This is a genomic window from Geobacillus sp. JS12 (assembly GCF_001592395.1).
Taxonomy (GTDB): domain Bacteria; phylum Bacillota; class Bacilli; order Bacillales; family Anoxybacillaceae; genus Geobacillus; species Geobacillus zalihae.
Map to the genome: position 1 here is coordinate 1,297,120 of NZ_CP014749.1, position 23,922 is coordinate 1,321,041.

Sequence of the window (23,922 nt, forward strand, 5' to 3'; positions counted from 1 at the left end):
ATACAATAGCAAACTTTCCATCAAAAGAAAAGCAACAATTGATCACATCTGCTCCAAGCGGTGAAATGCCGGCTCGTCAGCTGCCAACAGGGCGAGCTCCCCGCTTTCATCAGTCGAAAATGCCGCCTCAAGCTCTTGCTTCGCCTCATCGAAGCGTCCAAGCAGCGCAAGATAGCGGGCTCGTTCGTAGCGAAGTCGGGCATCTTTGGCTATATGGGCGCACCGTTCAATGGCAGCCAACGCCCGCTCAATGTGCCCTGCCGCTTCATAAGCAGCCGCGAGCTGCATATTCAGCTCTTCATCCTCAGGATACCAATCGGCGTAGCGCTCCCAAAGCGCCGCCGCTTCCTGATAGCGGCCCGTTTCCATATACTGTTCGCCAAGCAACATGAGCGCCTCACGGGCGAGTGGTTCTTCCGCCACGATCGCCTCCAGCTGCCGCTCGGCTTTCTCGTGCTGCCCTTCTTGAAGCCAAACGACCGCCTGCAACACGCGCAGTTCGACATCGTCCGGGTCATCAGCCAGCAGCCGCTCCAGCCAGCGCTTCGCTTCCTCGCGTTTTCTTTCCTCATCGGCGGCCAATAAATATTCCACAAATTCCTGCGCCAAAGACGGATCCCAAACGCGGGCGAGCGCTTTGCGCCACGTTTTCACGGCGTCGCTGTCCAATTCGAGCGCGGCATATAAGCGGGCGAGCCGCCCATAGGCTTCCGCATCGCTGCGGTTGAGGCGAATCGCTTCGTCGTATAAATCGGTCACAATCGAAAACAAGACAACGGTGCCGACCCATTCTTTCGCTTTTGTCCACCATCGCACCGGTGCGTCATGCTCCCCTGCTCCTCGCCAAAATACGGGAAAAGAGCCGAGGCGGTGTTCCGATACATCACGCTTTTCGCCTCGCGGCTTGCCTTCAGCCGCTCGAGTCGATGGCGCAGCTTCCCTAAGCCGCGCATCGTTTTCGGAAAGAGAGCCACATACAACGGGTACAACGATTCATCGTCCGGATGGCGCACCATCAACTGTTCGAGCAGTTTCGCCGCCTCTTTTTGGCTTCCTTCCGCGATCAGCACCATCGCCCAATGGCGGAGCACTTCAGGATGGTCCGGGTCAAGAGCAAGCGCCTTCTCGACCACCGCCTTTTCTTGATCGCGGCGTCCGAGCGCTCCATAGACATATCCAAGGCTGTCGTAATACCACGCCTCCCCTGCATGCGGACGGGCATCAGCCAAAGCGCGGAGAAGCGCTGAAGGCTCCGCGATCGCGGCAAGCTGCTCCATATCGACGCGCTTCGGGGCGAGACGGACCGCCTGAAGCAAATGCGTATGCTGCCGCTCTTCGTTTCCTTCTGCCTCATAGAGCGCAGCTAAGCGAAAATGGCAGAGGACAAACGATGGATCGGCTTTGAGACACGTCTCATACTGTTGTTTCGCCTCTTCGTGGCGTCCAAGTGAGGCGCACAGCTCCGCCAGCCGGAAGAGTGAAAGCGCATGGTCCATGGCGGCGGCTTCGCGGTACAAATCCATAGCCTTCGACGGCCGTCCTTGCCGTTCATAAAGGGCGCCGAGAGCGGAATGGGCCGAAGCGAGTGTCGGGCGAGCTGAGACAAGCTGTTCTAAAAACGCCCGGCCGCGTTCGAAAAGAGTCGGCGTTGTCAACAGCTCAAGATAAAACTCATACGCTTCTTCGGCATCAAACTCAGCAAGGCGCAGCCCTTCCTCCAACCACGACAGCGCCGTCTCGCGTCCTTCCCCTCATCAGCGAAACCGTGGGCGATGAGCCATTTGCCTGCATTGAGCCAATATTCGCTGTTGTTGGCAAAACGGGCGCGCTGCTCGATCACATATCGACGCGCTTCATCCATATCCCCGCGTTCTGCAAGGGCGGCCGCCAAGCCGAGATGGGCGAACACGTCATCGCTGTCATGACGGATCGCCTCTTCGTAGCACGAAACCGCTTGTTCCGCCTCTCCTTCCTCCATATAGAGATCGCCAAGGCGGACGTAAAGCGGCGCCAAACGCCAAGCAACAGCCAGCCCCTCTTCCAGCACCGCTTTCGCTTTTTCCCGATCGCCGTCGTCATCATACAAGTCAGCCAACATCAAATACGGGTGCGGTTCCTGCGGGTCGAGCGCTTTCGCGACGCAAAAGCCGCGTTCCGCCTTGCGCCGGCGGCCAAGCTCCATGTCGCAGCGGGCCCGCTCATACCAAAGCTGGGCATCCTGCCGCTCGCGGCGCACAAGACGGTCAAACCATTCGCGCGCTTCGGCGAACCGCTTCGCGTGGAACAACAGCACACCGTGGTTCGTTTCGATAAACAAATCGCCCGGATACAGGCTGACCGCCACGCGCGAAGAGATGAGCCCTTTTTCGATATGACCGGCGTACGCCGAGGCGAGCCCGAAATAGCTCCACACTTCCGGCTGATCTGGGTCCAACTGGAGCGAGGTGCGAAAATAGCGTGCCGCCTCTTCGTAGCGGCTGGCAAAAAAGGCAATGCGGCCGCGCAAATAATGGTAGAGCGGGCTTTGCGCCTTTCCTTTCACCCGTTTGAGAACGTCTTCGGCCTTCTCCATTTCTTGCGTGTAGACGTACGCTTTCGCCGCCATCAGCAGCAAGTCGTTATGTTCGGGATACTCGCTCAAGACGCGCCCGGTGTAATCCAACACAAGCGGCTTCGCCTCATCGCTGCTAAAATGCTTCATGACATACAGCCATGTGTACGGGATGTGCTCATGCTTGCGCAAAAAGGCGACAAACACGGCGAAATGCGCCTGCTCGTCCTCATCCATCTTTTCGGCCAACGCATGCAATTCGCGGAAATAGCGGTCTTCCTCTTCGGGGAGCTCGGCGGCGAGCGCCGCTTTTTCCCGGGGAAGCGCCACAATCGACAAATAATGCGTCCCTGCATACCATTTGGCAAGCTCGTCCTCGGAAACAACAAACGGATCAAATAGATTCGGGTCTTGCACGTACAACGCCCCAAGCCGCTCGTCATAGCCAAACAACACCTGCACGTGCGATGACTGTTCATAATCGACGCTTAACAGCACCGGAACGCCCTCATCAATCAGCCGCTTCCAGCGCGTCGGCGAGCCGACGAAAAAGCGGCAAACAAAGCCAAGCTCTTCCAAATAATGAACCGTCGTCGACAATTTCGATCCGCGCACATCAAAAATATGTTGGGCCACTTCATCCTGCGTGCGGGGGAAGCCAAGCAATCGAAGCATCATTTCCAAACTCGCCGGCACGCAATAGTTATGCTTTTGCACGACCGGCACAAGCGGCAGCACCACCGACCGTTTCCTTTGCCGACCAAGCGCTCGGGCGTACGGCGTTTTTTCAAGCTGCGGCTCCGCTTTCACAAGCGATTCAAGCTTCTCCCATTCGTCAAGCTGGTAATACAGTTCGGCGCGCAAATGGGCGAAATAACGGCGATGCATATGAAGCGGATTCAGGCGGTCCAGCTCCTCCATCGCCATAAGCGCCTCCCGGTAAGCGCGCACATCGCGCAAGCGGCGCACGCGCTCAGCGTAAAACGCCAGCACTTGGGGAAAACGCTGCCCTCCTTCCTCCAGAACGGCAAGCGCCTCGTGGTGGCGGCCGTCAAGCGCGTACAAATCCGAAAGCAGCAAATAGCACATATCGCCGCGCTCCGGGTCGTCGAGACCGGCGCGAACCGCCTGTTCGGCGTTCTTCCGGTCGCCGGTTTCGATATAAAAATAGCCCCACTTGTCATGCATCGGCACCGTCTCATAGCGGGCAACCACATCCATCCATTCCCGCGCCTCATCGATCCGCTGCATATCCAATAAAGCGCGCACCAACGCAAACGCCGCCCGGGCGATCGCTTCCTTCGGCTCCTCCACCCGGCCTTCGAGCGCTTCTGTAAGACGCGGGGTGAGCGCCTCTTCCACATCGAGCGGCCGGCGGTTCTCGAGCCACTCATCGCACACCCAAGCGAGCGTCTGCAGCGTGTTGAACTTCCGGTGGGCGTACCGCGCGACAAGCCCGCTATGCCGGTACATGAGCGCATAATCGAACAGGCGGATGAGCGTCCGAAACGGTTCGATCTCGTCCCACGAAGCCATGAGCGGCCGCCACTGAAACAATCCTACGTTTTCCAAATACGGTTTTACTTTGTTTAGAGCCTCTATAATTCTCTTTTCTTGAACGAGCAACGAAATTTGTTCTATCATCATGCAACAGAAAGCCCCTTTATCATTTTTCACTATCACTAGTTTAGAACAAGCTGACGAAAACAGCCACCTATTTTTTTAGAAAAATAACGACAACAAAAATTGCCCTGCCCTGTTTTGACAGGACAAGGCTCAGAACAGACGCGCTCAATCCGCATGCTTGGCGAAAAATTCGAGCGATCGTTCGATAATGACGGATTGATCATAGTCAAGCGTCGCCACATGGTAGCTGTTTCGGAGGCGAACGATTTCTTTGTCCGCCGACCGAATGCCGCGGAAAATCACGTCAGCGTTCTCAGGCGGCACGACATGGTCTTCGTTCGAGACGAAAATTAAAATCGGGCATGTCACACGTTCCAGTTCGCCTTTCACTTGCTCCATCAGCCTAGCCAGCTGAAGAAGCGAAGCCGTCGGCGTTTTCTCGTACGCCAGCTCTTTCACATCCGGATTTTTCAAATCCGAACCGATCGAATCGAGATATCTTGGCAGCTCACCCCGGCCGCCATCCCAGCGCGAATGGCCGGAATGTCAATCGCCGCATTGATCAAGACGATGCCGCGGATGGACGGATAACGTTCCGCCATGTAAAGCGTCAGCGTTCCCCCATCGACAGCCCAGTGACAAAAATCGTCCCGCACCGTTCCCTCAGCCATTCGTATCCTTCCTCGACCGAATCAATCCAATCATGGAACGTCGTCCCTTCCATCTCTTCATAATGCGTCCCATGGCCTTTTAAACGCGGCAGACAAACGGTATACCCCGCTTTCGCATACGCCTCAGCGAGCGGGCGCATGCTGTGGGGCGTGCCCGTGAATCCGTGCACGAGCAGCACCCCGACCGGCCCGTTTTCGGCGTAAAACGGCTCGGCGCCAGGGAGCACCGGGTATTGTTCGCTCATCTTCCTCTCCCCTTATCTAGTCAATTCGTTTCTTTCACCATATTCGCCGCCGCGCCTCTTTTTTCCTTTTTTTTATCGGGCGCCGTTACCACATCGACAACCATGACCGCCACCATTCGTGAAACAAGCCGTTGAATCCAAAATAGACGAACGCGATCCAAGCGATGCCAACCAATGCTTTTTCCATCCCCTTTCCCGTCCGATAGAGCGGCACTTTCCACCGCTTGGACGAAAACGGCCAAAACAGCGGCACTCCCTGGACGGAAAAAAAGTCTTCCACAATGTGAAACAAGTAGCCGAGCACGAGCCCCGCGGCAAACGGCGACGCCGAATCTCGCCAGACGAGGGCGGCAAGCACCCCCAGACGATGAGCGAATGCGTCATGCCGCGATGGCCGAACGCTTCTTTCACTTTGCCGGCGACGCCGAACGAACGGCGGCCGACATACGACGACGGCTCATCAATGTCTGGAAGCAAGCTGCCGATGGCAAGCCCTATCGTATAGGCGGCGGTAAACGGCAGCTTTGTATGCGCGGCCGCCGCCGCGCCGAGGCATAATGTGGCAATGACATGGCTGGAGTATCGCAACGAAATCCCCTCAAACTTTTATCGTTTTCCCCATTATACCACAGAAAAGAATATTTGTTCGTTTCTTTGACGAATTTGTGACAATGCCGCGAAGTGTGACAAAGTTAACATCGTGTTATTGGCATCATGGTTATCGTTAAAAGTACAGAACGCGTAAAGGAGTTGAACAAAATGAAACGAAAACGATCCCCGCTTGCCAACCGTTTCAAATATATTCGGCCGATTGAGCGCCAAGCCGACGGCCACAGTGAAACCACTTACGGCGACCGCGCCTGGGAAGACGCCTACCGCCGCCGCTGGCAGCACGACAAAGTCGTCCGCTCGACTCACGGCGTCAACTGCACAGGATCGTGCAGCTGGAACATTTATGTCAAAAACGGCATCGTCACGTGGGAAGGGCAGCAGCTTGACTACCCGTCAACCGGGCCGGATATGCCGGATTTTGAACCGCGCGGCTGTCCGCGCGGCGCGAGCTTCTCATGGTACATGTACAGCCCGTTGCGCGTCAAATACCCGTACGTGCGCGGCGTTTTGCTTGACATGTGGCGCGAGGCGCTCGCAGCTCATCCGAACAATCCGCTTGAAGCGTGGAAAAGCATCGTCGAAGACCGCGACAAAGCAAAGCGCTACAAACAGGCGCGCGGAAAAGGCGGGTTTGTCCGCGTCAGCTGGGACGAAGCGTTGACGCTTGTCGCCGCTTCCTTATTGTATACGGTTGTGAAATACGGACCGGACCGCAACATCGGCTTCTCGCCGATTCCGGCGATGTCGATGGTCAGCCATGCCGCCGGGTCGCGGTTTATGCAGCTGATGGGCGGGCCGATGTTAAGCTTTTACGACTGGTACGCCGACTTGCCGCCAGCCTCGCCGCAAATTTGGGGCGACCAAACGGACGTACCGGAGTCAAGCGACTGGTACAACGCCGGCTACATCATCACCTGGGGCTCGAACGTCCCGCTCACCCGGACTCCGGACGCTCACTTTTTAGCCGAAGTGCGCTACCGCGGCACGAAAGTCGTCTCCGTCAGCCCGGATTACGCCGAGTCGACAAAATTCGCCGACGATTGGCTGTCGGTGAAACAACGAACGGACGGCGCCTTGGCAATGGCGATGGGGCACGTCATTTTAAACGAATATTATGTCAAACGGACCGTCCCGTATTTTGAACAATATGCGAAAACGTATACCGATTTTCCATTTGTCGTCACTTTAAAACAAGAGGGGCTCTTCACCACAAAGTGTACTTGACAAAGAAAGACGATTATGATAGAGAAAATCAAAACAGCATTTTTCCTTTTTATACCACACATCTCTTTGAGCAACATTGCTATCATGTTTGTCTTTAAAAGTCAAGTACATCTTTTGGTGATGAACCACAAGAGGGAGGTGCAACGGCATGGCCAGCCAATTTCTCTGGGTGATTGTTCCGTATTTGGCGCTTGTCCTATTTGTCGCCGGCCATATTTGGCGCTACCAGCGCGACCAGTTTGGCTGGACATCAAAATCAAGCGAACTGCTCGAAAAACGGCAGTTGCGCCTTGGAAGCCTTCTGTTCCACTGGGGCATTTTGTTCGTGTTTGTCGGCCACGTGATGGGCATTCTCATTCCCGAGCCGTTTTACGAAGCGCTTGGCGTGACAGAAGAGATGTACCACGCCCTCGCCTTGGCAGGCGGCATTCCGGCTGGCTTGGCGGCGCTCGCTGGTTTCGTGATCCTTTTTCGCCGCCGCTTGACGGTCAAGCGCGTACGGGTGACAAGCAGCACCGGCGACTGGGTCGCGCTCGGATTTTTGCTTGTCGTGATCACCAGCGGGTTATCATCGACATTGCTGAACGTCAACTCACATGGCTTTGACTACCGAACGACGATCGGTCCATGGTTCCGCGGCCTTCTCACATTCCGCCCGGACCCGGTTTATATGGAAACGGTGCCGCTTTGGTTCAAAATCCATATTCTCGCCGCGTTCGGCTTGTTCGCCGTCTGGCCGTTCACCCGTCTCGTTCACGTATTCAGCTTTCCGCTCCGCTACTTGCAGCGCAGCTACGTCGTCTACCGGAAGCGGATGCCCAAATCCGTCGACTCGCTTGACCGCGCCCAGTAAGCGGATGTCAGGCAGCATAAAGTCCGCAACCAAGACCGTTATCACGGAAAACGGGATGCCGTTCATCCGCCTCCCGTCCCTCTCCGTCACGGACCGGCGCCAACCCGACTCATCCGCGTGCCATGAAGAAAACGGGATGCTTCATACAAAGAAGCGTCTCGTTTTCCATTCCATCGTCACTCGTTCATGCGTGCAAACAGCTCCTCTTTCTCCCCGTCCGACAACAGCCGCTCGGCCATCGGGAAGAGCACGTTTTCTTCTTTCATGAAATGCTCATCCAAAATATGATGCGCCTCAATGACCGCACCGGCGAGCGTTAACGCCTGTCCCTTGTCGATGTTCTCCGGCAGCTGGGCAGTTTTTTCTAAAAACATGGCAAGGCGCGCTTTCGCCTGTTCATGTTCGTATTCCATGACGGCGATGGGGCCGGTCGTTCGCCCGATGTACTTGGCCATCATCGGGAACAATACGCCTTCTTCCCGCTCCGAATGAGGATCTAAAACGGCGACGAACGATTTCGTCCATCTTCGTTCGACTTCCTCTTCCAACTCGCGCAGCAAATCTTCGTTTTCTTTCCGCAGCAAATGTTTCGTTTTCCCCATGTACTTCAACCATTCACTTAGCGGGACGCGGCGCCCTTTCGCTTCCGACTCAAAGCGGATCTCAAAAAAGCCTTGTTCATTTGTCTTAGGCAACATCGTCATCCCCCTCCCAATCCAAAAATACGGCTCTTCACCACAAGTTGTACTTGAGATTTTAAGATAGGTATGCATAGGGAAAATAGAGGATACAAAAAATGCGAATTTTCCTGTATGGTAAAGGTGTCCAAACCAAACCATTGGAGGAAAATTCGCATGTACGCTCAGTTTATCAAAGAACTCATCGATTTACCAGATGTTTTGATTCAAAAGGTGCGAAAAGAAGAAGAACGTTGGATTTTCGAACTTTCTCTTCCCGAACAATGCCCGTTATGTCCTGTTTGCTTGAAACGCACGATCAAAATGACAGGAAAAAAGAAGCAATGGATGCATGGGTATGCTCAACGGATCGGCATCTTTTGGGTGGAACTCCCTGTGGAGCGTAGACGTTGTTGTACATGTGGCATGACATTCAGCACGTCTTATCCCGGAATTTCCCCTCGAAGTGCAGCGACGGATGCGTTTCAGCAATGGGTGGCGCAATCTTGCATCGGAACATCCATTCAGGCGGTGGCTCGTATGCTCAAGCTTCCGTACACGACCGTTGAACGCTGGTTTTATACCCATGCCCCTTCCTTCCTATCGAATGACATCCAACCAAAGGCAGTTTGTGTCGATGAGTTTGCGTTTCGAAAAGGACATGATTACGGAGTGGCAGTCATGGATGCCGAAACGGGAGAAGTGTATGCCGTTGAAGCAGGAAAGAACGAGGAAGCCATTGGACGTGTGTTGGCTCCTGTGTCTGGTTCTGTTCAGTATGTCGTGAGTGATTTGGCTCCAGCGATGAAAAAAGCCATTCAAGGGGTGTGTCCGGAAGCGAAGCATGTGGTCGATTATTTTCATGTGATTCAATTGTTTACGGAAGCGTTGGATCGATGCCGCCAATCCTTCGGAAAAGGGAACAAGAAACATGGGCATGTTCGGTATGTTTGCCGCTTATTGACCCAGTGCCCCGAGAAACTCACCGAGGAGGAGCGCCAAACGGTGCGGGAGTGGCAGAAAGAGAGCGATTCCTTGCAGGCTGTCTATCAATCCCTTCAACATTTTCGTTATGTATCCAAAAGCCAAAGCGAGCGACAAGCGAAACGTCGTTTGAACGCCTGGGTTCATCGGTATTTGTTTTGTCCTTGTTCTGCTGTTCGCGCCATCGCAAAATCACTCGTCAAACGAACAGACGAAATCATATCGTGCATTTTATCCCTTATTCAAATGGGAAAATGGAGGGAACAAATAACAAGATCAAGCTGATGAAACGTCGGGGATACGGATACAGAAATATCCAGCGTTTTGCATTGCGGGTTCGGCTAGAAACAGCTAACATACTTTCATGACAGGTGCAAGTACAACTTTTGGTGATGAACCAAAAATACATCCCCCATTTTCATGATAAACGAAAAAGGGTTGGAAAACTGTGACAAAAAAATAAACAGTTTCAATTTTTTATTAAACAGGGTAATATAACACGTTAAAATAAAGGATTTTTTTATATAACAGGATAAACAATTTATATAAAACAAAAAAGCCCCCTAAAGGGCTTGGGCATCAAAATACCGAGCGAGCGTCACGATCATCGCTCCCATCCGCTCATGTTCCGGGGCGATGACGCGATCGACTCCCTCTTCTTCCAATGCTTCTTTTGTCACTTTGCCAACGGCGCAGGCCACGACATCGGTGCGAAACGCGTCAAGCAGCGGTGCGATCTCTTTTTTCTCGCGGGCGAACGAAAAGAAAAAGCGGACTTGCATCGCCGATGTAAAACAGACGGCATCGACCTCACAACCGACAACTTCATTGTATAGCGTCTCAAGCGTCTTCTCATCCGGAGCGACATGCCGGTATGGAAGTAGTTCCGTATAGGACGCGCCACGCTCAAGGAAAAATTGCCGAAGCCTTGACGCAGTGTCGCCATACAGCTGTACAACAACGTTTTTTTCCGCAAAGTCGTGCCCATAAAGAGCAGCAATCAACCCTTTCGTCGTCCCGTCCTCGCTTACTGCCACCGGAGTGACGCCGATTTGTTTCAACGCCGTCACCGTTTTATAGCCGCGGGCAGCCACGTTCGCTTCCTTGATCGTTCGATGCCATTGGGCAGCCATTCCCTCCCGGTCGGCCGCCTCCAACAGCGCCTCAAAGCCGATTCCCGTCGTAAATACGATCCAGTCCGGCCGCATGGCGATGACGGTTCGCATTTCCTCTCCCAGTTCGCTTCCCTTTGAAAAGACAGTCCCTTGCGCCGGACGAATGATGGCCGTTCCTCCTTGCTTTTCAATAAGCGTTGTCATTTCGTCCAGTTTGCGTGACGCGCACAAGGCAATCCGTTTGCCATGCATGTCCCTTCCCCTTATGGTCAGTCGTTCGTCCTTTCCATTCTAAAAGATGGTCTTTGCCTATGCAACAAAAACCATTCCGCTTCCTGGCACATCGCAACGCGAATGCCGCCTTCATTGGGTATAGCGCCCAGCGCAACAGAACAGACCGCAGGCAGAAACAGCCGACCACCATCAAAAAACACGCGCCCAAAGACGCGTGCCCTCCGTTCAACGAGTATGTACCATGGCCTCTTCTCCCCGACGGTCAAAGGAACCGATGATGCGCGTCGGCTCGACGGAAATGATCCGGTCCAACGGAATATTCATCAGCCGCATTTGACGGTTGTAAACGAACAATTTGCGCGTGTCCTGATACAGCTTAACCGGCAGCACGACCACTTCCCCTTGATAGGTTTTTACACGCACCGGCTGCTTCTCGGCAATCCACGCCGACAGCTGTTCATACCATTCCATTCTGTTTGTTCCCCTTCTCATCCAATCCTACTTATGATTATAAACGGAAAAAGCGGAAAAAAGGGGGAAAGAAAAATCAACAAATTCGACGAAGGGATGACAAACCGTGTCAACAAATGCTCGGCGCACGGAAATGTTCCGTGCGCCTTTGGAGGTTGTCAGCGGTAGATCAACACGCGCGCTGCCGTGCGGTCAGCGCTTTCACCGATGACGCGGATTTTTAGGCCATAGTTGGGCACGTTCCGGCCGGCGTCAACGGCCCCTTTATTGTCATACGACCGGCTGTCGTCAAACACCGGCGTCGGCGATGTATCGTTGTCGATCAGCTGTGAGCCATTGATTGCCACGCGGAATGAGGCTCCTTTTTGCAGGCTGAACGCCGCATCGTGCACTTGATAGCGAGTCGACGCTGTCGTGTTGCCCGACCATTTCAATGTATGCTGGTCGGCATCCACAACGCCAAGAAACCCTTCGCCCGGATGGACGCCCGTCCAGTTGTTGTCATAGCCTTCATCTACATACCAGACGACAAGACCTGGATCGTACGAAAGGAGCCGGCCGCCGCGCGAAATATGGGCGAGCCCTTCATCGACGCCGCGGTGGTTGCGCCATTCAAGCAAATAGTAATGATCCGAGTATCGCTTACCATTACTCTTTTCAAAGCCGGTCATCACAAAGGAGCTGTCCCTTCGGCGCCGTCGGCAAGCACAGCTGCGCCATCTGCCGTCATATCCGTTTCAGTTGGCTGAATGTTGTTATGCGGAAAGTCCGGATATTCGATGAGCAAAACGAGTACACGGTCGACCCGCTTGCCGCCGTTCCATGGCTCCGGCTTGACGGATGGCACGGAAGCCGTTTTCAATTGTCCGAGCTTTTTCCCTTTCCCGTTCAGCACGCCATTTGTCTGCTGTCCGTCCTGCATCGCCTCGGCGCGCTTTGCCTCTTTATCGTATAATTATCCTTTTCCTCGCGGCATATGAATCGCCTTTTGCCGCAAATAGTCGCGCACTGCTTGTTCCACCTCAGCAGGAGTCGCATCAGCGCGAAGCTTTCCGCTCCGTTTCAACATTTCCGCCAGCTTTTCCTCATTGGCAATCGCAAAATCGACCGGTCCCCCTTGCTTCACAGCCGGAATGCCGGGGGCGTTAGCCGCTTTCGGCGCTTCCGCCGGAGATGCCCACAGCCCGATGCCGAGCGACAGCGCGGCAACGAGTGAAGTGATCGAACGCTTAGACAAAAAAACCCCTCCTTCACTATGATAGAATATATATACAATTAAAATATCACAAAATAGTTTGATAATAATAAATCGCTACTTTACTAAATAAACAAAAAATAGTTCTTTTTTCCTGCTCTTGTCGAAAAAACAAGATTTATATCAAAAAAAGGCTATGAATTCGACCTTAACATGCGGGTCGGTTTCCGGTTACAATGTAATATATTCGCAGTTTTTGTAGAAATTCTGGTTATGTAGCTTGACGATGGGAAAGAAGGTGCCGCGATGCTGAATATTTTCAAAGACTTTTTGCTCAACTTGTTTTTCATCCTTCTGCCGGTGTTCCTCGTTCCCCTCTGTACGGAGCAGGAGAAGAGGCCAAAACGATTCCGCCTTTATTTGCCGACCATTTGTTACGCCGTCGTGATCATGTTATGCATCACCCTCCCGGTCGGAACAGAGAATGACTTTATCTTCGACTTGCGGCAAATTCCTCTATGGCTTGGCGGTTTGTACGGCGGAGCGGGGGCGGCGACGGTTTTAGCATTGACATCGATCGCCTACCGCTCGCTGTTCGGCGGAGCTGGCGTCTTCGTCACCGTCGTCGTTTCCATCGCCATCGCTGCAACAAGCAGTTTATTGACAAAACGGTTTGTCGAGCTGCCAACCAAACAGCGCACGCTGTTCGCTGCATCGCTCAGCTTCGGCTCTGGCCTATTGACCGTCGCCATAGCGGAGTGGATGGCTGCTGCGGTTTCTCCTCCGCCTTCCGTTGCGCTTATCTTTTTGTTTGTACAGCCCATCAGCATGCTCATCGTTTGTTCGTTTCAGGAAATGGTGCACCATAACATCGCGTTGCGCAAACGAGTGATTCGGGCCGAGAAAATGGAAGCCATCACCCATTTAGCTGCTTCCATCTCCCATGAAATTCGCAATCCACTCACCGCGGCGCGTGGGTTTATCCAACTGATCGAAGAGCAGCCGCTCGCTGCCGACAAACGCCGCCAGTATGCGCGCATCGCCATTGAGGAGCTTGACCGAGCTGAAGCGATCATCACCGATTACTTGACGTTTGCCAAGCCGGCGCCCGAGACGCCGGAAAAGCTGAACGTGAAACTCGAAATCGAGCGAGTCATTGACATCCTCCGCCCGCTCGCCAATATGAGCTGCGTCGATATTCAAGCGACGCTTGCCCCATTTTCCGTCATCGGTGAGCGCGAAAAATTCCGTCAATGTTTGCTCAACGTAATGAAAAACGCCATCGAAGCGATGCCTAACGGCGGGACGTTGCAAGTATACGTCTCCATTGACAACGGACGCGTGCTCATCCGCATCGCCGATACCGGCGTTGGCATGACGAAAGAACAGCTCGAACGGCTTGGCGAACCGTATTTTACGACGAAAGGCGTCAAAGGCACGGGGCTCGGGATGATGGTCGTCTACCGCATCATTGAATCGATGAACGGAACGATTCGCATCGAAAGCGAAATACATAAAGGAACGACGGTGTCGATTTATTTGCCGCTCGCACCGTCTCCTTCTTCCTCAACGATTTCTGATAAAGAAAAACAGCTGTTTGCCGCCTTTTGACATAGCAGAGGCGAGCTGGAAAAGCTTTTTGCAGGCAAGGATCAATCACTCGAAATTCTGTATGCCCCATCAAAGGGCCTTTCTTTTTCCTGAGCATCTTCGCCTCTTTCGCATCCTATTTTGAGGTGAAATCTTGGAATCGATCCGCAGTTCAGAATGGATTGCCGCGGTTTCACATCACCGTTCTTTTTGCTACAATACTTATCGAAGCGAAACACATCGAGGGAAAAGGAGACAGTTGCATGATTCACGTCAAAACGGAACGGGAAATTCAATTGATGCGCGAGGCGGGGAAACTCTTGGCCGCCTGTCATCAAGAGATCGCCAAACGCATCGGACCGGGCGTCACAACGATGGAAATCGACCGGTTCGTTGAAACGTTTTTGGCCAAATACGGCGCCAAACCGGAACAAAAAGGATACCGCGGCTATCCGTATGCGACATGCGCTTCCATTAACGATGAAATTTGCCACGGGTTTCCGCGCAACGAGCCGCTGAAAGAAGGCGATATCGTCACGATCGACTTTGTCGTCAATTTGCGCGGAGCGCTCGCCGATTCCGCCTGGACGTACGCCATCGGCGACGTCGGTGAAGACGTGCAAAAACTGCTTAACGTCACCGAGCAGTCGCTCTATAAAGGAATCGAGCAAGCCGTTCTCGGCAATCGGATCGGCGACATCGGCCACGCCATTCAAACGTACGTCGAAGCGCACGGCTTTTCCGTCGTTCGCGATTTCACCGGACACGGCATCGGCCCGACGATCCACGAAGAACCGTATGTCCCCCACTTCGGTGAAAAAGGAAAAGGGATGCGTTTAAAGGAAGGGATGGTCATCACGATCGAACCGATGGTCAACATGGGGGCATGGCAAAGCAAAATGGATCCGAACGGCTGGACGGCGCGAACGATCGACGGCTCGTATTCAGCGCAATATGAACATACGATCGCCATTACGAAAAACGGACCGCTCATTTTAACGACGCCGGCGTAAGGGCAACGGCGCCAGCCGGCTTTTTGCCAATAGAAAAACCCGGGCAAACGATTCGCCCGGGTCTTTTCTATGCTTTTCCCCATTTGCTGACGGTATGATTCAGCCATCGTCTTTCCTTATGTTTAATATTCACATAATATCATTATGGTTTCATCCTCCAATGACTTTCACGTAAAACGTCCGGCGGCGCGGCCCATCGTACTCGCAAAAATAGACGCCTTGCCACCGCCCAAGGAGCAGACGGCCTTCATGAATGATGACGTGCTGCGAGGCACCAACCGTGCTCGCTTTCATATGGGCGGCTGTGTTTCCCTCCATATGGCGGTCAAGCGGATGCTCCCACGGATATGTTTCATCAAAGCGTCGCATCATATCGCGCTTCACATCCGGATCCGCGTTTTCGTTTATCGTGATGCCAGCCGTTGTATGCGGACAATAAACGACAGCGATCCCTTCCGTCACGTTAGCCTGGCGCACCGTCTCCTCGACGAATGAAGTAATGTCGATCATTTCATCCCGCTTTGCCGTGCGGATTGTAAACGAACGAAGCATACATTCCACCACCTGGGCAAACATTTTGTACTTCGCAAAAAAGGTTTGCTACTCTAAATAATATAACACAAAAAATGGAGTGAGAAATCGTTGGCCAAGCGCTATGAAAACTTAGACGGCGTCTCGACGCACAAAACATGGGCTGATTTCCGCCGCTGGCAGCGGGAGCGGAAACAAAAACAAAAAGATTTGTCCTACGTCGTGCCGCATGTTTCACCGCCTCAATACGAGAGGCTTCAGGAGCCGAATGGCAGGCCGCAGCTCTGTTGGGTCGGCCATTCGACCTTTGTCGTTCAACTCAATGGCATCACCATCGTCACCGATCCCGTCTGGGCGAATTGGATGGGCGCGGCCAAACGCTTGACGGCTCCCGGTGTTCCGCTTGACAAGATGCCGCCCGTGGACGTTGTGCTCATCTCCCACGGCCACTACGACCATTTGCATTTCGGCAGCCTCCGCCGCTTAAAAGGCGATCCGCACGTGTTCGTGCCGGTCGGCCTCGGCCGCTTGTTCCGCCGCCGCGGCTACCGCCATGTCACCGAACTGTCATGGTGGGAAACGGTCGTCTTCCGTGATGTGTCGCTGACGTTTGTTCCATCCCAGCATTGGACGCGGCGGACGCTGTGGGACACGAACACGTCGCATTGGGGCGGATGGGTGATCACATCAAACGGCGCGCCCACCATCTACTTCGCCGGCGACAGCGGCTACTTCCGCGGCTTTCGCGACATCGGCGAACGCTTTTCCATCGACTATGCGCTCTTGCCGATCGGCGCGTACGAACCGGAATGGTTCATGGGGCCGCAGCACACCACACCCGAAGAAGCGGTGCAGGCGTTTTTGGACTGCCGCTCCCGGCTGTTTGTGCCGATGCATTACGGGGCGTTCCGCCTCGCGGACGATACGCCGAAAGAAGCGCTTGACCGCCTATGGGCTGAATGGCGGCGGCGCGGATTGGAAGAGGAGCGCTTGCTTTGCTTGAAACTCGGCGAAGTGATCGATGCCGCCCAAGCGTTGACGGCCCTTTCCCCATTCGACAATTCGTTCAGCCAAACAAGCGCAATCACCATGGTGAAACAAGCGCGGCAAAAGGAATGAGCGCAAATTTATCCAAAAGAGCGAGCCAGTCGGCGGCTCGCTCTTATTCATTGAATTGGCGGTATACGTACGGCTCCTTCGGTTTGGCCACCCTCTCCCATGACGTCACTTTTACATACGGAAGCGTCATATGAAACGGCTGGTAATACATGGTGGATAGCGTACCTTTCACATGAATCCATTCATCATTTTGAAGCGGCGCCGTCTTTGGAAACTGAAGGAGCAGCCCGTACACCCCTGAATCCGCAACACAATGAATGATTCCAAAGCGAAGGAGAAACGCCTCATTGGCGCGCGCCGTTTCTTCACGGTAGACAAACCCGGTGAATTCAATGTCGCGGGCGGCAAATTCGCCAGGAAACTGATAAATCGTTTCCATGGCATTTAAATAATTTTGATCATTCAACTCCAAGCGAGGGAGACGGCTGTATTTTTTCCGCTCTTTTTCCATGGCATTTTGATAATCATCCCGCCCATAATACATGCTCGTATCCGGACGCAAAAACTGCCGCTGGGCAAACGGATCGCTGCTGTCAGCCGCCATCCCAGGAACATGAATCCCTTTCGCCTTTACGACTTCAGAATCCAGCGTCGCAACGGGAAACAAGAAGGCGGAAACAAGCGGAAAAACAAAAATAAGGTAATTCACCGCCCGCTTCCAGCGCGCGGACGGTTCATGATGGTGATGACCGCAGCATTCTTCCCCATGATCGTGCGGTTCCTCGTTGCGGCTTGCCAGCACAAATTGCACGATCGTTAAAAAAGCAAACACAAACATCGCACTAAACGAAATATACGAATACCGCATATTAATGTATTTGCTCAACTCTCCAGTAATATATAAATGAAAAAACAAAAACGCAAACCCAAGCAAAATATACATGCGAATCATGCCGCCACCTCCTTGCTAGATCAATAGCGATCCGGCAAACACAAACAACGTGATATAGGAAATCAGTTTCCACACAAACCGGGCGCGGAATGACTGAAACAACATGAGCGTATTTTTCACATCGAGCATCGGCCCGTAAACGAGAAACGCTGCCAGCGCGTGAAACGGAAATGTGCTTTGAAACGACGAGGCGATAAAGGCGTCCGCCTCGGAACAGAGCGACAGCACGAAGGCGAGCGCCATCATGACCAAAGAGGCCGCCACTTTCCCATTGCCGATCGACACAAGCGCCGACGTTTTCACATACGTTTGCATCGCCGAAGCAATGAACGCCCCAATGATCAAATACTTCCCGGTCGCAAAAAATTCATCGATCGTATGGCGCAGGGTGCCGACGATTTTCTCTTTCCAAGTACGGGGCATCATCGGCATCTCGCGCCGTTCATGGCGCAACTCGCTGCCTTCATGCCGAATCGCTATCACGGCACCGACAGCGACGGCGACGGCGCAAGCGAACAGCGCCCGGCACAATACCATCGTCCAACTGCTTCCGAAGGCGATATATGTCGAAAACAGAACAACCGGATTGATGACGGGCGCCGTTAACATAAACGGCACGGCCGCGTAAAGCGGCACCCCTTGGCGACGAGACGGCGGGTGATCGGCACGATGCTGCATTCGCATGAAGGGAAAAACACCCCGATCAACGCCGCATAAACAATTGCCAAAAAGCGATTTTTCGGCACCCACCGTTGTACGGTCTCTTCACTGACAAACATTTGAATGACTCCGGAAACAAACACCCCAAGCACGACGAACGGCAACGATTCAATCAATATACTGATAAAAATCGTATTCAGCTGCAAAAACGTGTTCATCATGGGTTCTCCTCTCATTTACAATCGTTCATTTTACCATGAGAAATGGCCATTGTCATGAAAATTTGGCAAGAAAAAATCAAAAAGGCGCTTCGCCTTTGGCGAAACGCCTCTTCTTCTATTATTCTTCCACTTCTTTTTTCCACAACCCGACCATCAATGCGGTCACAATGGAACCAATCAAAATAGCCAATATATAAAGCCATGCGCTGCCTTTGACGATCGGGATGACGAAAATTCCGCCGTGCGGCGCCGGCAGCCCGATATGGAACCACATCGTCAACGCTCCGGCTACAGCCGAGCCGACGATAATCGATGGAATAACCCGCACCGGGTCAGCCGCGGCAAACGGAATCGCCCCTTCGGTAATGAACGAAGCGCCCATGATATAGCACGTTTTTCCGGCTTCCCGCTCGGCTTTCGTGAATTTCTTTTTAAAGAACGTTGTCGCCAGCGCCAATCCGAGCGGCGGCACCATCCCGCCAGCCATAATCGCTGCATGCGGCGCAAAGTTGCCAGCTTCAATCATCGCCAACCCAAACGTATACGCCGCTTTGTTGATTGGTCCGCCCATATCGACCGCCATCATGCCGCCCAACACCGCACCAAGCAGCACTAAGTTCGCTGTTCCCATGCCGGAAAGCCAATGTTTCAACCCTTCATTCAACGCTTTGACAGGATCGATGACCACATACATCATGATGACGCCGGTGAGAAAAATGCCGAATACCGGATAGAGCAGCACCGGTTTAATCCCCTCAAGCGACTGCGGCAAGCGGCTGAACAGTTTCCGCAGCCCGACGACTAAATACCCGGCCAAAAAGCCGGCGATCAATCCGCCCAAAAACCCAGCGCCGCCGTTCGCCGCCAGAAAGCCGCCGACCATCCCCGGCGCAAACCCCGGCCGGTCGGCAATGCTCATGGCGATGAATGCAGCCAGTACAGGGACCATTAACGCGAACGCATTGCCGCCGCCAATGTCCATTAACAGTTTGGCAAACGGATGATACGACGGATCTTTCGGATCAAACGCCTTAATGCCGAACGTGAAGGAAAGCGCAATCAAAATCCCGCCGCCGACGACAAACGGCAGCATATTCGATACGCCGTTCATCAAATGCTTGTAAAAACCGGTTCGCGGTTTCGCCGCTCCCACGCTGCCCCGTGCCGCACCGCTTGCCCGATAAATCGGCGCGTCTTGGCGCAGCGCCTGCTCGATGAGCTTCTCTGGCTCACGGATCGCCTGGGCGACCGGCACTTGAATGACATGTTTGCCGTCAAAACGGTCCATCTCGACTTGTTTATCGGCCGCCACAATGATCGCCGTTGCTTCTTCAATCTCCTTCGCCGTCAGAGCGTTTTTCACTCCATCGGAACCGTTTGTCTCGACTTTGATGGATACCCCATTTCGGCTGCTTTCGCCTTCAGTGCATCAGCGGCCATATACGTATGAGCGATTCCTGTCGGACAAGCGGTTACTGCCAACACTTTCCGCCCGTTCCCTGCCCGCACCGCTTGTTGTGGAGCTTCTTGCTCGCTTTCTTTCGCGGCAACCAAACGGATAATCTCCTCCTCGCTTGAAGCGGTTTCAAGCTGAACACGGAACGATGCATCCATCAACATCGACGACAAGCGGGCGAGCGCCTCAAGGTGCGTCTGCTCCCCGCCTTCTGGCGCGGCGATCATGAAAAACAAATGGCTTGGCTTGCCATCGAGCGACTCATAATCAATGCCTTCCACTGAACGGCCGAACGCCACCGCCGGGCGCTTGACCGCCGCCGTTTTGGCGTGCGGAATGGCGATGCCGTCGCCAACGCCGGTCGTGCTTTGTTTTTCCCGCGCCCAAATGGCTTGCTTAAACGCTTCCACATCGCTGACCGCTCCCGCTTCGGCAAGTTTTTCAGCCAGTTCATCAATGACTTCGCCCTTTGTCTTCGCTTGAAGCGAGAGAATCATCGTTTCTTTTGTCAACAAATCTGTAATCTTCATTGGCCCAATCCCCTTTATTTTCAATTTATAAATGCACGATATGGACGCGGTCGACGAGCGCTTCCACTTCCTCTTTCGTACACAAATCTTCCGAAAACGCGGTCGCGCTTCCAGCGGCGACACTGTAAGCGAATGCTTCCTCAATTGATTTCCCATCCGCTTGAGCGGCCAAAAATCCAGCGACCATCGAATCGCCCGCCCCGACCGAATTTTTCACCGTTCCTTTTGGCGCTTCGGCAAACAGCGCTGTTTCCTCGTTGAAGTAAAACGCCCCGTCGCCGCCCATTGACACAATGAGATGTTCCACTCCCTTTTCCACCAGTCGTCGGCCATACAACACGATGTCTTCTCTTGTCACCATCGCAACACCAAACAGTTCGGCCAGCTCATGATGGTTCGGCTTAGCCAAAAACGGGCGGCACGCAAGCAGCGCCTCGAGCGCCGGACCGCTCGTGTCGACAACAAGGCGAACACGCCGTTTCACCGCCCGAGCCGCCAATCGCTCGTACATGTCCGCCGGCAGCGACGTCGGCGCGCTTCCGGCGAGAACAAGCACATCACCGGCCGAAAGCGCTCCGACCTTCGCGATCAATTGCGCGGCATCGTCATCGGCAATCATCGGGCCTTCGCCGTTAATTTCCGTCTCCCGCCCCGCTTTCAGTTTGACGTTAATGCGCGTTTGCCCTGGGACATGAACAAAATCGCAAGCAATGCCTTCTTTCCGAAGCTCGCTTTCAATGAACCCGCCGGTGAACCCGCCGACGAATCCAAGCGCCGTGCTGTCAACACCGAAACGCTTCAACACGCGCGATACGTTGATCCCTTTCCCACCTGGAAATGTGAACGTTTTCACCGAACGATTCAGTTCGCCAACATGAAGCTCATCGAGGTGAACGATATAATCCACAGATGGATTCAATGTACATGTGTAAATCATGGAGCCACAACCTCTACTGTTGTTTTTGTTCGGTACAAATCTTTCCACTCTTCGTCCAATTCATCGGTGATCAACACCGCTTCATGCAAATCCGCAATTTTCGCAAACGAGCTTTCATTCAACTTCGAATGGTCCGCAAGCACATACGCACGTTGCGCCAGCTGCATCGCCGTATATTTCACCAGCGCTTCTTCCGGATCCGGCGTCGTATAGCCGTAGTCGTAATGAACACCATTGGCGCCGATGAAACATTGGTCGAAGCGGTACTGCCGCAGCGACTCGATGGCGCCGCGCCCGATCAACGCCTTCGTTTTCGGCTTGATCATGCCGCCGACCAAATACGTCGTGACGTTATGCTCAAGCAGCCGCTCGACATGCATCACGCCGTTCGTGACCACGATGACCTCTTTGCCAGCCAAGTGCGGAATCATTTCCCACGTTGTCGTTCCCGCGTCCAAATAGATGCAGTTTCCTTTTTGCACCAAACTGGCCGCATACGCGGCGATCCGCCGCTTTTCTTCGATATATTTCAGCGATTTTTCCGACACGCTTAATTCTTCGCGTTTCTGCTGCAACAAGGCCGCCCCGCCGTGCACGCGGCGCAGTTTCTTTTCGGTCTCAAGCTGCGTCAAATCGCGGCGAATCGTCGACTCCGACGCCCCGGTCGCCTCCACGAGCTCCTGCAGCTTGATGACTCCTTTTTGCGCCAACAGCTCCAAAATGAGGCGGTGGCGTTCTTCGGTCAGCACACTCCCACCTCCGATCATCGGGGATATCGCTTACAACTCTATCATATCCCAAGACAACGAAAAAATCAATCAAAAACATTTATTTTCTATCAATATAATTCAATAAAGGAGAAAAATCATTCAAAAACATTCAAAACCAAAATAAAAAACACTTGCCATCGGCAAGTGCCTTCTTTCACTTGAGTCAGTCAAGACTTTGTGGAGAACATTTTTTCGATTCACTACGAGCGTTGTCAATCACTAGTTAGCGAACCATTTTCAGGAATTCATATCGTAAGCGCTTTCGGACTCTCATCCCTCATCTTGAGGCGATGATACGATATTCCATTTTTTTACACCCAACCACCATCCCGGAGCGCCGACAACGCTTGATGGATCGGCGTCCCGGATGACTGTTGCAGACACGGTATATTCTGACGCACCACATCCGCCCACAACTGTCCGGCCTTCCGTTTGGCCTGTTCGATCCGCTTGGACTTTGTTGAGGCCGAGACGGCCGACTGGAGCTCTTCTGCCTCCAACGGCCCCTTTCTCCACCGGATCCCGTCGATTCGGGCTGCCATCGCCTTCAGAAACGCCCGAAGCCCTTGGTCTTTCCAGCTGCGGCGGGATTTCACCCGATGCGCAAACCGGCTCATCACACTCTCCGCATGGCCCATCGGACGCATGCCGGTCGTCTCCACCCCTTGCTCCGACAGCCACCCCCGATAGTCCCGGATGCATCCCGGCATCGACTCGATCCGGCGGATCATGGCAGCCAGCTGCTTCTCTTTCGCTTCGTCCTCCAACGTGCCGACCGCGCTGTTCAGCTCCACGAGAAGCCCTTCTTCATCTTGTTTCGCCAGCTTCTTCCGCACCTCCCGCCAACGCGGATGGCCGGACAGACACTGACGCAGCTCCCGCGCCACATGAAATCGATCCAGCTGAAAGCACGCCCGCTTCCCAAAATACTCCCGGCAGGCCGTGATCCACGACGCCGCGTCGCCGTTGATGACCAATAGGTCTCGGCACGGATCATAGGCATATTCCTTCATCAGCCACTCCTCAAACCGTTCCCACACGTCCCCGTCCCTTCATGGAGATAGTGGCGCCGGTTCACCAGCTCAAGCTGCGACCCGTTTCGTTTCCATCCTTCGTGAACCGCCAGGATTTTCTCTTCTTTCGCCCGTTTCCCTTTCCCCTGGCGGGAAATAAACAGTCCATCGGCCTCCACAAACAGCACCCGGCCGTGCCGTTTGGAAACAGGGTGATGCAGCGAGACAGGGGCCTCCAGCACCAGTTGGCGAATCGCCTCGTGGCTGAGGACCGCATACCCCACGATCGACTCCAGCGTGCGAGCCGCTTTGCGGTAGGAAGAGCACTCGACGGCCAACTCGACCGCCGTTTCCTCGAGGCAAGGGCTGATCGACTGCGCTCCATCAAAGCCCAGTTCGGCATCCAGCAAGAACGTATACGCCCCCGTTTGTCGATCATAGTAGTAGTTCCGGCGGAACGTCACTTCCCCAAACAGCGTTTGGATCGTAGTCGGCCGTTTGTCTTTCAGCTGATACCGGCGCTTGTCCCGCGCTTCCGCCAGTTGTTGATCGATCTCCTCCAAAAGGGCCGCCAACAAGACAGCGAACACCTTTTGAAGGGTTCTCAACAATTGCTCCTCCAACTCTTTTAATAAAGGCCATTCTGTGGTAAGATGTTTCATGGACTCTCTCCCTCCTGTTTTCGGTTGATGTTGACAATCACCATCATAGCAGGGAGAGAGTCCTTTTTGC

The 23,922-nt window shown here is 53.7% G+C and carries 14 protein-coding genes and 8 pseudogenes; 6 read left to right on the forward strand and 16 right to left on the reverse strand.

The annotated features are described in order from the left end of the window. Positions 1-42: 42 nt before the first annotated feature. The 3 pseudogenes from A0V43_RS06430 to A0V43_RS20900 form a co-directional block, all read right to left on the reverse strand. Positions 43-4,198: pseudogene (locus A0V43_RS06430) on the reverse strand (tetratricopeptide repeat protein). Positions 4,199-4,342: 144 nt separating this feature from the next. Beyond that, positions 4,343-5,093, reverse strand: a pseudogene (locus tag A0V43_RS06435) (alpha/beta hydrolase). An 85-nt stretch (positions 5,094-5,178) separates the two neighbouring features. Next, a pseudogene (locus tag A0V43_RS20900) lies at positions 5,179-5,681 on the reverse strand (metal-dependent hydrolase). Positions 5,682-5,852: 171 nt separating this feature from the next. On the opposite strand from A0V43_RS20900, the pseudogene A0V43_RS06445 reads away from it, so the two are divergent. Together A0V43_RS06445 and narI are read left to right on the forward strand one after the other, a co-directional pair. After that, a pseudogene (locus tag A0V43_RS06445) lies at positions 5,853-6,905 on the forward strand (molybdopterin-dependent oxidoreductase); the annotation flags it as partial. Positions 6,906-7,077: 172 nt separating this feature from the next. After that, on the forward strand, positions 7,078-7,782 hold the full coding sequence (narI, locus tag A0V43_RS06450; protein WP_015374920.1) for a respiratory nitrate reductase subunit gamma: 705 nt from the start codon (positions 7,078-7,080) through the stop codon (positions 7,780-7,782). A 176-nt stretch (positions 7,783-7,958) separates the two neighbouring features. Here narI and A0V43_RS06455 read toward each other — a convergent pair whose 3' ends face one another. Next, a complete protein-coding gene (locus tag A0V43_RS06455) occupies positions 7,959-8,480 on the reverse strand; it encodes a hemerythrin domain-containing protein (protein WP_236930970.1) in 522 nt (173 codons plus the stop codon). 156 nt (positions 8,481-8,636) lie between these two features. Between A0V43_RS06455 and A0V43_RS06460 the strand changes: the two are divergent. Further along, positions 8,637-9,811: pseudogene (locus A0V43_RS06460) on the forward strand (ISL3 family transposase). Between the two features lie 195 nt (positions 9,812-10,006). Here the strand turns inward: A0V43_RS06460 and A0V43_RS06465 are convergent. The 5 genes from A0V43_RS06465 to A0V43_RS20355 form a co-directional block, all read right to left on the reverse strand. Then, on the reverse strand, positions 10,007-10,810 hold the full coding sequence (locus A0V43_RS06465) for a uroporphyrinogen-III synthase (protein ID WP_063192667.1): 804 nt from the start codon (positions 10,808-10,810) through the stop codon (positions 10,007-10,009). 207 nt (positions 10,811-11,017) lie between these two features. Next, complete coding sequence (locus A0V43_RS06470) at positions 11,018-11,263, reverse strand: hypothetical protein (RefSeq protein ID WP_013145247.1); 246 nt, start codon at positions 11,261-11,263, stop codon at positions 11,018-11,020. Between the two features lie 158 nt (positions 11,264-11,421). Further along, positions 11,422-11,934 carry a M6 family metallopeptidase gene (locus A0V43_RS20345; RefSeq protein WP_236931021.1) on the reverse strand — a complete coding sequence of 171 codons (513 nt, stop codon included), beginning with the start codon at positions 11,932-11,934 and terminating at the stop codon, positions 11,422-11,424. Beyond that, complete coding sequence (locus A0V43_RS20350; RefSeq protein ID WP_063192669.1) at positions 11,934-12,185, reverse strand: immune inhibitor A domain-containing protein; 252 nt, start codon at positions 12,183-12,185, stop codon at positions 11,934-11,936. The genes A0V43_RS20345 and A0V43_RS20350 overlap by 1 nt, the downstream gene beginning before the upstream one ends. Positions 12,186-12,218: 33 nt before the next feature. Beyond that, positions 12,219-12,500 carry a hypothetical protein gene (locus tag A0V43_RS20355; protein ID WP_063192670.1) on the reverse strand — a complete coding sequence of 94 codons (282 nt, stop codon included), beginning with the start codon at positions 12,498-12,500 and terminating at the stop codon, positions 12,219-12,221. A 264-nt stretch (positions 12,501-12,764) separates the two neighbouring features. Here A0V43_RS20355 and A0V43_RS06490 point away from each other — a divergent pair, with 264 nt between their 5' ends. Together A0V43_RS06490 and map are read left to right on the forward strand one after the other, a co-directional pair. Further along, positions 12,765-14,069 carry an ATP-binding protein gene (locus tag A0V43_RS06490; protein WP_063192671.1) on the forward strand — a complete coding sequence of 435 codons (1,305 nt, stop codon included), beginning with the start codon at positions 12,765-12,767 and terminating at the stop codon, positions 14,067-14,069. A 242-nt stretch (positions 14,070-14,311) separates the two neighbouring features. Continuing rightward, positions 14,312-15,061, forward strand: coding sequence for a type I methionyl aminopeptidase (map, locus tag A0V43_RS06495; protein WP_013145244.1), 750 nt, complete (start codon positions 14,312-14,314; stop codon positions 15,059-15,061). A gap of 150 nt (positions 15,062-15,211) precedes the next feature. On the opposite strand, the gene A0V43_RS06500 is transcribed toward map, so the two are convergent. Next, positions 15,212-15,613: a secondary thiamine-phosphate synthase enzyme YjbQ gene (locus tag A0V43_RS06500; RefSeq protein WP_063192672.1), complete on the reverse strand. Its 402-nt coding sequence runs from the start codon at positions 15,611-15,613 to the stop codon at positions 15,212-15,214. 90 nt (positions 15,614-15,703) lie between these two features. Between A0V43_RS06500 and A0V43_RS06505 the strand changes: the two genes are divergently transcribed. Next, positions 15,704-16,711, forward strand: coding sequence for an MBL fold metallo-hydrolase (locus A0V43_RS06505; protein ID WP_013523837.1), 1,008 nt, complete (start codon positions 15,704-15,706; stop codon positions 16,709-16,711). Between the two features lie 43 nt (positions 16,712-16,754). Here the strand turns inward: A0V43_RS06505 and A0V43_RS06510 are convergent, their stop codons facing one another. The 6 genes and pseudogenes from A0V43_RS06510 to A0V43_RS06535 form a co-directional block, all read right to left on the reverse strand. After that, positions 16,755-17,603 carry a TIGR03943 family putative permease subunit gene (locus tag A0V43_RS06510; protein WP_063192673.1) on the reverse strand — a complete coding sequence of 283 codons (849 nt, stop codon included), beginning with the start codon at positions 17,601-17,603 and terminating at the stop codon, positions 16,755-16,757. A 15-nt stretch (positions 17,604-17,618) separates the two neighbouring features. Next, positions 17,619-18,484: pseudogene (locus A0V43_RS06515) on the reverse strand (permease). A 118-nt stretch (positions 18,485-18,602) separates the two neighbouring features. Next, positions 18,603-20,470, reverse strand: a pseudogene (locus tag A0V43_RS06520) (PTS fructose transporter subunit IIABC). A gap of 25 nt (positions 20,471-20,495) precedes the next feature. Further along, positions 20,496-21,407, reverse strand: coding sequence for a 1-phosphofructokinase (pfkB, locus tag A0V43_RS06525; RefSeq protein WP_063192674.1), 912 nt, complete (start codon positions 21,405-21,407; stop codon positions 20,496-20,498). Further along, a complete protein-coding gene (locus A0V43_RS06530; RefSeq protein WP_063193824.1) occupies positions 21,404-22,156 on the reverse strand; it encodes a DeoR/GlpR family DNA-binding transcription regulator in 753 nt (250 codons plus the stop codon). Before A0V43_RS06530 ends, pfkB begins: the two co-directional genes overlap by 4 nt. 332 nt (positions 22,157-22,488) lie before the next feature. Next, positions 22,489-23,852 (reverse strand): annotated as a pseudogene (locus A0V43_RS06535) (ISLre2 family transposase). Positions 23,853-23,922 lie beyond the last annotated feature (70 nt).